The following is an 11,939-nucleotide window of genomic DNA, read 5'->3' on the forward strand; positions in this document are numbered from 1 at the left end:
GTCAGGGCTTGCCCAGGCAGTGTTGAAGGTAAAAATAAACAGATAAAAAGGCCGGTATTTTGTTTGAATATAACAGATGGCAGTACCGACCAAAAAAGACAATCCGGGAAACCATTATGAAAACAAGTTTGACGAGAATTTCTGCGCAACTTCGTCTGGTGCTGGCAGCTTCTGTAGCCGCCACCAGTGTTGTTGCTACCCCCGCTCTGGCTCAGGATGATGCCGACGCTAAATCGGTTGAGAAAATCGCTGTTGTCGGTACCCGTGCCGCGCCGCGTTCGATTGGTGATTCTGCGGTACCTATCGATATTATTTCCGAAGAAGAGTTTGTTAATCAGGGCTCTACCGACATGGTATCCATGATGCAAACTGTTGTGCCGTCGTTTAATGTTAACGACCAGCCAATCAATGATGCTTCCACTCTGGTGCGTCCGGCTAACCTGCGCGGTATGGCGTCGGATCATACTCTGGTGCTGGTTAACGGTAAGCGTCGTCACCGTTCTGCGGTCATTACCTTTTTAGGCGGTGGCCTGTCTGATGGTGCTCAGGGACCAGATATTTCAACGATCCCGGCAGCTGCCTTAAAGCAGGTTGAAGTACTGCGGGACGGTGCTGCAGCCCAGTACGGTTCAGATGCTATTGCCGGTGTGGTCAACTTCGTGCTCAAAGACAGTGCCGAAGGCGGCATGTTTGAAGCCCGTTACGGCTCTCATTATGAAGGCGACGGTGACATGATGCAGTTAAGCGGTAACATCGGTTTACCTTTGGGGGACGATGGATTCGCTAATTTCACCGGTGAATACCGTACCGCTAATCCAACCTCGCGCAGTGTTCAGCGTGACGATGCTGCCGGACTGATTGCTGCCGGCAATACCGCAGTTGCCGATCCCGCTCAAATCTGGGGTAGCCCGGAAATCAAAGATGATCTTAAATTATTTGCCAACCTGGGAATGGATTTAAGCGATGATTCCCGTTTGTACCTGTTTGGTAACTACGCAGAGCGTGAAGTCGAAGGCGGTTTCTACTACCGTAACCCACATACCCGTGGCGGTGTTGCGGATGGCGGCACGGATGAAGACGGCACGCCGTTGTTGTTAGTGGGCGATTTGGATGGCGTTGGCACAGGCGTTGAATGTCCGTTAGTGCGCATTACCGATGGTAACGTGCTGGATGACGCCGATTATGGCCTGATAGCGGATAACTCTACCGCGGTAGGCGCTAACTGTTTTGCCTTTAATGAAATGTTCCCTGGCGGTTTTACACCGCGTTTTGGCGGCACCGTGGAAGACATGTCACTGGTGTTTGGTACCAGCGGCGAACTGGGTAATGAAATTGGTTATGACGTAAGCCTGAACTTCGGTCAGAACTCGGTTGACTTTGCTATCAGCAATACTATCAACCCTTCTTTGGGGCCGGATACGCCAACCTCATTTAAACCGGGTACTTACACCCAAACCGAAAAATCACTGGATATCGACTTAACCAAGCCTATTGATATGGGGCTGTCTGAGCCGGTTTATCTGGCCGGTGGTTTCCAGTACCGCCATGAGACTTACGAGAGTGAAGCAGGCGATCCGGCATCTTTTGCTATTGGACCGTTGGCATCACAAGGCTTTGGTATTGGCTCAAATGGTTTTCCTGGCTTGTCGACCCGTAGTGCCGGTGAAGCTTCGCGCCACAATATTGCCCTGTACCTGGATGCAGAAGCTTATCTGACAGACGACCTGCTGTTAACAGCGGCCGTTCGTTATGAGGACTTCTCAGACTTTGGTGACACTACCAAAGGCAAAGTGTCGCTGCGCTATCAGGCCACCGATGCCATTGCATTCCGTGGTGCTTTCAGCACTGGTTTTAAAGCGCCAACCATTGGTCAGAGTAACGTGCGAAACGTAACCACTGCCTTTGGTACCGATGGTCGCCTTATCGACCGCGCAACCTTGCCACCTACCGATCCTATTTCTGTTCAGAAGGGCGGTACTCAGTTAACGCCGGAAGAATCTGAGAGCATGAGCATTGGTATGGTAGCTGAGTTTGACAACGGTCTGTTCCTGACTGTGGATTACTATCACATTGAAGTAACCGATCGGATCAGCACTACTTCAGGGATCCGCTTAACCGAAGAAGACATTGAAGCCTTGCTTGCTCAGGGTGTAGAGGATGCCTCGAGCTTCTCGGAAGTGAGCTTCTTTACCAATGACTTTGATACCACTACTGAGGGCGTGGACATCGTCGCCAACTATTCTTTTGACATGTACGGCGGTGAAACCAAGCTTGCGCTGGCCTACAACTGGACATCGACTACCGTTGATGATGCGTCAGATAACATCTCAGCTGAACGAATTCATATGCTGGAAGATAACCTGCCGGCCATTCGTTATAGCCTGACTGCAAATCATACTAATGGTGACTGGCGTATCTTAGGTCGCATGAACTATGCTGGCAGCATCTATGAAGATCACCTGGACTCCGGGCTGCCTATCGATAATGTCAGCGCTGAGTTCACCTTTGATATGGAAGTGGGCTATCACTTTACTGATGACCTGCAACTGGTGGTCGGCGCCAAGAACCTGTTTGATGAGCGTCCCGATCGCAACGTGATGTGGGATAACGAAATTGCCGGTTCTAAATATCCGACAACATCACCAATCGGCATCAACGGTGGCTTTTATTATGTGAGAGGTATTTATACTTTTTAAGGTAGAATAATGCCACTGGCCGGCCGGGGTAGCCCGGCCGGTTGTTTATTTAGTGTAATAGTAGCCATGTTGCCAGATACAGAACAATGAGCGGACACTCTAAAATTGCCGCAACTTATTTGAAATACCGCCAGCGTCTGATGCGAGCGGTGGCAAATATTGTGGACGATAACGACGTCGAAGATATAGTGCAGGATGCCTTTGTTAAAAGTTATGAAGCTGAATTAAATCAGGAGATTCAGTACGAGCGGACTTACATGTTAAGAACGGTGCGTAATCTCGCCCTTAATCATGTGTCCCGGGCGGCGCATAAGCTGAACGACCAGGTCGATAATATGGACCTGTTGTCACACAGCAATATGGATGCGTCTCTGGAAAAACAGTTTGAAAGTAAACAGCGGTTTATTCACTTTTGCCAGGCAACGGAAAGTTTGTCGGCGGAAGTTAAACGCGTTTTTTTACTGAAGAAAGTGTACGATATGAGTCAGCGCGATATCGCCGAACTGCTGCAACTCAGTGAAAGTACAGTGGAAAAACATGTGGCTAAAGGGCTTATGCAATGCGCTCAGTTCCTGGCTCGCCAACAGCAGCCTCAGCGCGCTGACGACAGTCAGTCAAATCTGGGGTAGGTCAATAGTAGTTATGAGTAATGTAAGTCAATTCAACAGTAAAGAAACCATACAGGCTACCGCATGTGACTGGATAGCCGCTATTGATCGTGGGCTCACGGCGCAGGAAACCGAAGCGCTGAAACAATGGGTCGCCAGCAACCCTTCTCATCAGAAAGTACTGGCAGAGATGGCCGCATTGTGGGATGAGATTAGTGTGATGAACACGGTAAGGGAACTGGCACCGGTGCAAAATACCACCAGGCCATCACCATCCAGACGCTGGCTTATCGGTGCTGCGGCTGTGTTTATGCTTACCGGATTAATCAGCTGGCAGTGGCTGAGCAGCCCGGGTGAACCTGCGCAGCAGGTAATGCTAACGGAGCACAGCCAGACACTGGTAGGTGAACAAAAAACCGTTACTTTGGCTGACGGTTCAAAAGTATATTTAAACACCGATACCGAAATTCATGTGACCTTTTACGCCGACTCCCGTCAGGTAGCACTAATTAAAGGCGAGGCGCATTTTGAGGTTGCTAAAGACCCGGCAAAACCCTTTACGGTATCCGCCGGTAACAATGCGGTAACGGCGGTAGGCACCGCGTTTAATATGCAGTTTACCCGGGACAAGGCATTTGAGCTAACCGTAACTGAGGGCAAAGTCAGGGTCTCCACGCAATTAAATGAGCCGGCGTCAGAGCAGCAACCGAAACCGGTGATCGCTCGGGAAGGCGTAATGGTCTTCGCCGGCGAAAAAGTGCTGGTCAGTGATAAAGTCTCGCCCAGAGAGTCGCTGACGCAATCGGAAATCGCCCAGAGCCTTGCCTGGCAAGATGGCCAGATTGTTTTTACCGGCGAGCAATTGCCTCAGGCGCTGCAGGAAATCAGCCGCTATACACAGGTTAAGTTTGTGATTGATGATGATGCGCTTAAAGCTACGCGGGTTGCAGGCTACTTCCGTGTAGGGGATATCAAAGGCTTGCTGGCTGCGCTGGAAAATAGTTTTGCTATCAGCTCCTATGAAGGGGCGGATAAGACGATTCATCTGCATACCACATCCGGGTCGTGATAAAAAAGTGCACGGCCTGTCGCTTTGTGTAACTATTAGCGGAATTTTACCTAACTTTAACAAGTAACATTGCGCAAACGTTGTTCTCATTGTTGGCTTTTTACTGTTCTGCTGGTGGCTGCCGGGCCGGCAGCACCTGTTTTGGGCGCTGTTAAGGAATACTCCACAGCGCCGCAATATGACTTTTCCGTAAGGCCACAAACCGCCGATAAATCCCTTATCGAACTGGCCGGTCAGGCCAGAACGACGTTATTGTTTCCCTTTGAGCTGGCCCAGCAGGTTGTTTTACCTGGGATCCAGGGGCAATACTCCCTCGAAGACGCGTTAAACGTTTTATTAGAAAATTCTCCTCTTACCATTCACAGGGATAACAAAGGTTACCTGACTATTGTTCCCAGACAGACTGAGCCTTCGGTTAACGAGCTTAGCGAAGAAAGCCCAAAAGTAACCATTGATGAAGGGCCAGTCTATGAGCGTATTTCGGTGCTGGGTAACCGGGCATCGGCGCGGGGAGCATACGATTCGGCGGTTCCACTGGATATCATTGCTACCGACAATCCTTTTTTTGCCGGCAGTCAGACCATGCTCGACGCCTTAACTCAGGTGATCCCATCATTTAATGTCAGTGCGCAAACCACTAACGATGCAGCTATGCTGGTGCGACCGGCAAATCTTCGCGGGCTGGCTTCTGATCACACGCTAACGCTCGTAAACGGCAAACGGCGTCACCGTTCTGCCGTAATCACATTTCTGGGCGGCGGTTTGTCTGATGGTGCCCAGGGGCCGGATATTTCCGTATTGCCGGTAAGTGCTATTGAACAGGCCGAAGTACTGCGCGATGGCGCTGCGGCACAATATGGTTCCGATGCCATTGCCGGGGTGATGAACTTCAAATTAAAAAGTACGCCGGGGCAGGGCAGTATTACACTCACCGGCGGGCAGTATTCGGCCGGTGATGGTGAGCAGGTCAGCGTGCATGTAAGTCAGGGGCTGGCCATTGGCCAAAACGGAGCACTGCAGCTTAGCGCAGAGTATCAACAGCAGAAACCTACCGACCGCAGTGTTCAGCGCGAGGATGCCCAGGCACTGCTGGATGCCGGCAATCAAGCTATCGCAATACCTGCGCAACAGTGGGGCAGTGCGGCCATGGATCGTGATGTTAAACTGGCGGCGAATTTAGCTGTGCCTGTTTCCCGCCAGCATGAGATATACGCTTTTGCGCTGGGCACCAGCCGGGATATGGAAGGTGAGTTTTATTTCCGCAATCCTCAGCGTCGGCAGGGCGTATTCGTCACTGGAACGAACCAGCCTAATGAACTGCTAATTGCCGACCTGGACGGCTTAGATGAGGGCATTGAATGCCCTACCATTCTGTTAACTGGTGGTAATGTGCTGGCCAGTGTTGAGTACCAACAAATTGCCGATGAACAAAGTGCGGTGGGTCGTAATTGTTTTGCTTTTAACGAATGGTTTCCAGGCGGGTTTACGCCGCGCTTTGGTGGCCGGGTGAAAGATGGCACTTTTTACGCCGGCAGCCGCGGTGAGTTTGCAGATGCCTGGCATTACGACGTAAGTGTCGGAGCTGGCTATTCTGGTATTCGCTATTACATTAATAACACCGTTAACCCCTCACTTGGGCCTGATTCGCCCACCGCATTTCGGCCAGGGGGGGCTGCACAAATAGAACGTAATGCCAGTATCGGGCTACTCAAAAGCCTGCCTACCGGCTTTTATGAACCATTTACCCTGGCGCTGGGAATGGAATGGCGCAGCGAACGCTACCGACAAATTGCTGGCGAGCAGGCTTCATACGAGGTAGGACGTTTTGCGCAAAATCGCCAGGGCGTGAGCGCAGGGTTTTCGGTGGGCGCTAATGGCTTTCCCGGCTATCGACCAGAAACATCCGGTGAGTGGCAGCGTGAAACACGGGCTGTTTATGTGGATTTAACCATGCCTTTCAGTGATACCTGGTTGACTACTGCGGCGTTCAGGGCGGAAGACTTTTCTGACTTCGGTACCCACGTAGACGGTAAGTTAAGCCTTCGCTGGCAGGCTACTGAAACCCTGGCGTATCGCTCTTCGGTAAGTACCGGGTTTAAAGCCCCCACGGTCGGGCAGAGTAATATTATTAATATCAGTACTAAATTTGGTCTTAATGGACTGGAAGATCAGATCACGTTACCGCCCACTAATAGTGTGGCGGTTAAGCTGGGAGCCCGCGAATTGACCCCGGAAGAATCGGTTAATTTTAGTGTGGGCCTGATGGCCAGTCTGTCGCCTGCTGCGCAACTTACCCTGGATTTCTATCAGATCTATTTAGCGGATCGTATCAGCACAACGTCGGCCATAGAACTGGATGAACAAACCATCGGGTTATTACTTGAACAGGGGTTTGAAGAGGCTGAAACCTATCGCAGCGCGAAGTTTTTCACCAACGATTTTGATACCCGCACCCGGGGACTGGATTTGGTGTTTAACTGGCAGTTTGACTTGCAGGGCTGGCAGCATCAGTTATTAGCCACGTTAAACTGGACCGATACCCAGGTGATCCGTGTGACCGCTCAGGATTATGAGCAACGGGACGGCACCGTAAATCTGACGACCCAGCGGATCCGCATGCTCGAAGACAATCTGCCAGCTTACCGGGCCAACATCAGCCTGACGCAATCATTCGGCGCGCACCAGTTAGCCTGGCAAGTTCATTATTTTGGTGCCTTTTATGAAGATCATCTCGACGCTTCCGCCGGCTACGATATCGAATCGTCCGGGCGTTTCACCCTGGATGCGCGATGGTCCTATCAACTGGCTGACAGCTGGGAGTTTATGGTAGGGATGAACAATGTGTTTAATACCCAGCCCGAACTCAATCCACATCGCTTTGTTGCCGGAGCGAAATATCCGTCAACGAGTCCGGGTGGGTTTGATGGGCGTTATGGGTTTATTACGTTAAAAGCGGGCTGGTAAAACAGGGGGATATAAAAAAGGACGTTAGCCAACGTCCTTAAATAAACTTTCGTTAATGATGGTCGAGTCGATGACCTGTTGGGCCATTTGTATGCATTTGCCGCACTGCGAGCCCAATTGAAGCTGCTCACGCAGATCGCGTATATTGCCAACGCCACTGTCGGTTACCGCTTTGCGTATCGCGGTATCTGTTACACCGTAACACATGCAGACATACATAAAAGATAAACTCCAATACCAATATGCAAATGATAATAATTGTTATTTGAGGTTTTTGCAAATATTTTGTGCAGAATTATGACGATTTGGTCACATATCCGGGAAATAGCAGGTCATCTGGTCTGATGAGTTTAAAAAAGTCTGTAACGTCAATTGTATTTTCATTTATTGCACTCACTATATCAGGCAGCAGCAGATACTGATGTGATATAGATCACAACTACTGCCATTCACATAATGAAAATGGAGAATAGATATGAGCGTACTTGTTGGACGTCCAGCCCCGGATTTTACTGCAGCAGCCGTGTTAGGCAGTGGTGAAATTGTTGACAGCTTTACCCTGAGCGAAGCCATTAAAGGCAAAAAAGCAGTTGTCTTTTTCTATCCACTGGACTTTACCTTTGTATGTCCGTCAGAACTGATTGCTTTTGATAAGCGTTACGAAGAATTCACTAAGCGTGGCGTTGAGGTTATCGGTGTATCAATCGATTCTCAGTTCTCGCACAACGCATGGCGTAACACCCCTGTAAACGAAGGCGGAATCGGCCCGGTTAGATACACGCTGGTTGCCGACACCAAGCACGAAATTTGTCAGGCATATGACGTGGAGCATCCGGAAGCAGGTGTTGCATTCCGCGGTTCTTTCCTGATCGACAAAGAAGGTCAGGTGCGCCATCAGGTAGTTAACGATCTGCCTTTAGGTCGTAACATCGACGAAATGTTACGTATGGTTGATGCCCTGGACTTCCACGAAGAGCACGGTGAAGTGTGCCCGGCTGGCTGGACTGAAGGTAAAGCGGGTATGGACGCAAGCCCTGCCGGTGTTGCAAAGTATCTGTCTGAGAAATCAGAAGAACTTTAATCAAGAATTAGTTAATGAAAAGAGGCACTCCGGTGCCTCTTTTTTTTGCTTTAATTTTATCGGCCAGGCAAGCCCCGACTTGGTTATAGCGTTAATTGTTAAACTTAGTTTTCGTCAGGTACGGGCAATGGCCAGCCGCCCAGACTGGCGTAGCGATTAACGATATAGCAGAATAATTCGGCGGTTCTTTCGGCATCGTAGAGGGCAGAATGAGCTTCGTTCTGATCGAAGCTGATGCCGGCGGCCTGGCAGGCTTTCACCAGTACCGTTTGTCCTAAAGCAAGCCCGGCAAGTGTGGTGGTATCAAATGAAACAAACGGATGGAATGGCGTACGTTTAATATTACACCGCTCAATCGCCGCATTCACAAACCCCTGATCGAACGTGGCATTATGCGCCACGATTACGCTGCGCTGGCAGTCCGCGGCTTTTTGCAGCTTGCGAACATGTTTGCATAATCCTTTCATCGCTTCATCTTCACTAATTGCGCCACGTAACGCGCAGTCCGGATCGATACCATTAAAATCGAGTGCGGCCTGTTCCAGGTTTGCCCCCTCAAACGGCGTAATGTGCGCATGAAAGGTTTCGGCCGGCGCCAGCATACCATCGCTGTCCATGCTCAGAGTCACGGCTGCAATTTCTAACAAGGCATCGGTGGCGGCATTAAAGCCCGCAGTCTCGACATCAATAATGACCGGAAAGTAGCCTCTGAAGCGTTGTGACAAGGGGGGAATTGTTTGTGACATATCACTCTAAATCTGGTGGTTAAATAGTAAACCTGACGGTAATGGTGAATGGACCCGGTGTTCGGTTAAGCAAACTTCAGTTCTCATCAGGGGGAGAATTATGTCAATATTAGCGCTGACTATCTACCCGGTCCTAAACTTTTATTGTTCGTTGACGATAAGATAGAGACGAAGGTTAACAGGTTTATCGATTGCTGAGGCTATACATGTTGAAATCGGTTTCGCTTATTTCATTTTCCATTGGATTGTTAGGGATGGCTGCTGCGCCTGTGCAGGCATCGCTGCGTCAGTACCATTCAACGGTAGAAAGCTCACAGTGGCAACTCAGCGAGCAAACCCGGCTCAGCTGTACTCTCAGTCATGCATTACCCGGTTACGGTGAAGCCCAGTTTACCAGTGAGGCGTCCAAGCAGCTCAACATGGAGTTTGTGCTGGATATGAATCTGCTGCCTAAGAAGTTTGGCACGGCGGCGGTTTATGCGGTCCCCCCGAAGTGGATGCCCGGCGTCAGGGCCCGGCAAATTGCTGATATGACATTGCGCACCCAGTACGATGGTGACTTGCCCGAAGATACCGCCTGGACCATGCTCAGCGAGCTGGAAAAAGGGTTCTGGCCAATCATTTATTATCAGGATTGGTACAACCCGAATGACAAAGTTGCTGTAGGGCTGAATGCCAGTAACTTTGCGCCGGTATATCAGGAGTTTGTCAGCTGCGTAGCTAACTTACTGCCATACAGCTTTGATGACATCAGCTACACAGTGCTGAGCTATGAGAAAAACTCTACCGAGTTATCTAAATACTCCAAACGACGCCTGCAAATGATTGGTGACTATTTGCGTGAAGATAACGAGCTGGAACTGGTACTGCTTGATGGCTATACCGATAGCTACGGCGGTTCCTGGAATAACCAGCAACTATCGGTAAAACGCGCCAACGAAGTAAAAAATTTCCTTACCGACTTAGGTGTAGGTGAGGATCGCATTGCAATCACCGGGCACGGTGAGAAACGTCATATTGCGCCCAATACCACCAGTCAGTCGCGGGCAACAAACCGTAGGGTAGTGGTCAGGATGGCGAAATCCTGAATCAGATGAAGCATAAAAAAGCCGCGATAACTTTCGCGGCTTTTTTATAGGGTTGGTGGTTACTGGCTTTGAAGAAAGCGTTTCACCGGCGGCACCTGATCGGTAAAGACGCCGTCAAACTGCCATTTTTTTACCATCAGCATCAGCAGCTGTGAGGCAGAAATACCCGGTGGCAGGGCATCAGTTCGGAAGGTATAGGGATGTATTAGCAGACCAGCCTGTTGAGCCGCCTGTACCCAGGTGGTGAGTTCGGTGGTGGGCTGATTTTGCTCGTAACGGGTAACGTGACCGAGCCACGGGCCTATCCCCTGAACGTACCGGCTAACCTCCTGCATACCGGCTTCCGTTTTCAGTGCATCGTAGTCGGTTGGCGTTTCCTGCCAGCTGTTTTCTGCAATGAGTTGGATAAGCTTAACCTTTGCGCCAAGCGTTCGACGAAGCCGCTTGATTTCTTCAAAGTCAAAACACTGAATATAAATATTGGCACTGGCATCATCGAGATGATGTTCGCGCAATACCTCAAGCACCGCTTTACTGATATCCACGCCCTGTTCCCGATGCCAGGCAGGGGATTTGATTTCAGCATACAAACCCACGGAACCACCGGTAGTCGCATTAAGAGAAAGGATAGTGCTGATATGTTCCTCAAATGTTGCAACAGTAAACTGACCATTGCCCTGATATCGATTTGGATAGACCTGCTTGCCCTTTGCATCGGTGCGTTCGTGGACGTTTAATAACCTGAGTTCTGCCAGGGTAAAGTCCAGCGCATAATAACGGCCGTCCTCGCGGTGCCGGTTGGGGAATACCGTTTCTACATTGGTGACCGTTTCCAGGTGAATATCATGTAACACTACCAGATGACCATCGCTGGTCATCACCAGATCCTGCTCAATGTAGTCTGGTTGCTGGGCGTAGGCCATAGCCGTGGACGCCAGCGTATGCTCCGGCAGGTAACCCGACGCGCCGCGATGAGCAATAATATCGAACGCCATGGATTGAAATGACACCAGAGCGGTCAATGACAGGATACGCAGTGTTTTTAAAGAGAGTTTTAACACAAAAGGTTACTCAGGTTGGATTAATTCAATGGCATAACCGTCCGGATCGCGAACAAAGGCAATCACGGTTTTACCGCCTTTTACCGGCCCCGGTTTGCGATAAACATCTGCACCTTTTGTTTCCAGCTGTTCGCAAAAGGCATAGATATCCTCAACGGCGAAGGCAACGTGACCATAGGCATTGCCAGGGTCATACTCGTTATCTCCCCAGTTGTAGGTTAATTCCAGGACCGCTTGCTCAGACTCATCGGCATAACCTACAAATGCCAGGGTGTATTCGTATTCAGTATTCTCGCTTTTACGCAGTAACTTCATGCCCATGGTATCCACGTAGAACGCCAGGGAATCATCCAGGTCTTTGACCCGTAACATGGTGTGTAACATTCGCATAAAAAGCTCCTTAATCAGATATTATGATTCAGCTGTTTTTCAACCGTATGACAGTGACAGCGTTTATTGTGGCACTGTAATTAATCTGCAAAGCAGATTAAAGTAAATTGTGACCAGCAGCTTAAATAGCTGGTTTGAACGTCGCGCCAGGGCGTTGAAAGGAATTGTGATTTTTTTTCGCAGTAGTGTCACACTTTGGTGATTGGCAGTTTCCTTATATAAAATGGATGCTTAAA

Annotated in this window: 10 protein-coding genes; 6 read left to right on the forward strand and 4 right to left on the reverse strand. The window is 49.8% G+C overall.

What is annotated here, in order from left to right; genetic code table 11:
• Positions 1-116: 116 nt before the first annotated feature.
• The 4 genes from D9T21_RS11640 (at position 117) to D9T21_RS11655 (ending at position 7,337) form a co-directional block, all read left to right on the forward strand.
• Positions 117-2,696, forward strand: a complete 2,580-nt coding sequence (locus D9T21_RS11640; RefSeq protein WP_123325102.1) for a TonB-dependent receptor plug domain-containing protein — start codon at positions 117-119, stop codon at positions 2,694-2,696.
• 86 nt (positions 2,697-2,782) lie between these two features.
• Positions 2,783-3,325, forward strand: coding sequence for an RNA polymerase sigma factor (locus D9T21_RS11645; RefSeq protein WP_123325103.1), 543 nt, complete (start codon positions 2,783-2,785; stop codon positions 3,323-3,325).
• Between the two features lie 13 nt (positions 3,326-3,338).
• Positions 3,339-4,373, forward strand: a complete 1,035-nt coding sequence (locus D9T21_RS11650) for a FecR domain-containing protein (protein WP_123325104.1) — start codon at positions 3,339-3,341, stop codon at positions 4,371-4,373.
• Between the two features lie 141 nt (positions 4,374-4,514).
• Positions 4,515-7,337: a TonB-dependent receptor gene (locus D9T21_RS11655; RefSeq protein ID WP_241155700.1), complete on the forward strand. Its 2,823-nt coding sequence runs from the start codon at positions 4,515-4,517 to the stop codon at positions 7,335-7,337.
• 24 nt (positions 7,338-7,361) lie between these two features.
• Here D9T21_RS11655 and D9T21_RS11660 read toward each other — a convergent pair whose 3' ends face one another.
• Complete coding sequence (locus tag D9T21_RS11660; protein ID WP_105936733.1) at positions 7,362-7,556, reverse strand: (2Fe-2S)-binding protein; 195 nt, start codon at positions 7,554-7,556, stop codon at positions 7,362-7,364.
• A gap of 256 nt (positions 7,557-7,812) precedes the next feature.
• Between D9T21_RS11660 and D9T21_RS11665 the strand changes: the two genes are divergently transcribed.
• Positions 7,813-8,418, forward strand: coding sequence for a peroxiredoxin (locus tag D9T21_RS11665; RefSeq protein ID WP_123325106.1), 606 nt, complete (start codon positions 7,813-7,815; stop codon positions 8,416-8,418).
• A gap of 104 nt (positions 8,419-8,522) precedes the next feature.
• On the opposite strand, the gene rnt is transcribed toward D9T21_RS11665, so the two are convergent.
• Positions 8,523-9,164, reverse strand: coding sequence for a ribonuclease T (gene rnt, locus D9T21_RS11670; protein ID WP_105936735.1), 642 nt, complete (start codon positions 9,162-9,164; stop codon positions 8,523-8,525).
• A 206-nt stretch (positions 9,165-9,370) separates the two neighbouring features.
• On the opposite strand from rnt, the gene D9T21_RS11675 reads away from it, so the two are divergent.
• Positions 9,371-10,252, forward strand: a complete 882-nt coding sequence (locus tag D9T21_RS11675) for a flagellar protein MotY (protein ID WP_123325107.1) — start codon at positions 9,371-9,373, stop codon at positions 10,250-10,252.
• A gap of 59 nt (positions 10,253-10,311) precedes the next feature.
• Here the strand turns inward: D9T21_RS11675 and glpQ are convergent, their stop codons facing one another.
• Both glpQ and gloA read right to left on the reverse strand, forming a co-directional pair.
• The gene (gene glpQ / locus D9T21_RS11680; protein ID WP_123325108.1) at positions 10,312-11,313 is read right to left on the reverse strand and encodes a glycerophosphodiester phosphodiesterase; all 1,002 of its coding nucleotides are present in this window, start codon (positions 11,311-11,313) and stop codon (positions 10,312-10,314) included.
• Positions 11,314-11,319: 6 nt separating this feature from the next.
• Positions 11,320-11,703 (reverse strand): lactoylglutathione lyase, encoded by a 384-nt coding sequence (gloA, locus tag D9T21_RS11685; RefSeq protein WP_123325109.1) that lies wholly within the window; start codon positions 11,701-11,703, stop codon positions 11,320-11,322.
• Between the last annotated feature and the right edge of the window lie 236 nt (positions 11,704-11,939).

The organism is Marisediminitalea oceani, assembly GCF_003731635.1.
GTDB classification, from domain to species: Bacteria; Pseudomonadota; Gammaproteobacteria; order Enterobacterales; family Alteromonadaceae; genus Alteromonas; species Alteromonas oceani.

Bases quoted from the DNA above. Each gene is read 5' to 3' on its own strand.
- D9T21_RS11640 (WP_123325102.1), top strand. From the start codon at position 117: ATGAAAACAAGTTTGACGAGAATTTCTGCGCAACTTCGTCTGGTGCTG.
- D9T21_RS11645 (WP_123325103.1), top strand. From the start codon at position 2,783: ATGAGCGGACACTCTAAAATTGCCGCAACTTATTTGAAATACCGCCAG.
- D9T21_RS11650 (WP_123325104.1), top strand. From the start codon at position 3,339: ATGAGTAATGTAAGTCAATTCAACAGTAAAGAAACCATACAGGCTACC.
- D9T21_RS11660 (WP_105936733.1), bottom strand. From the start codon at position 7,556: ATGTATGTCTGCATGTGTTACGGTGTAACAGATACCGCGATACGCAAA.
- D9T21_RS11665 (WP_123325106.1), top strand. From the start codon at position 7,813: ATGAGCGTACTTGTTGGACGTCCAGCCCCGGATTTTACTGCAGCAGCC.
- rnt (WP_105936735.1), bottom strand. From the start codon at position 9,164: ATGTCACAAACAATTCCCCCCTTGTCACAACGCTTCAGAGGCTACTTT.
- D9T21_RS11675 (WP_123325107.1), top strand. From the start codon at position 9,371: ATGTTGAAATCGGTTTCGCTTATTTCATTTTCCATTGGATTGTTAGGG.
- gloA (WP_123325109.1), bottom strand. From the start codon at position 11,703: ATGCGAATGTTACACACCATGTTACGGGTCAAAGACCTGGATGATTCC.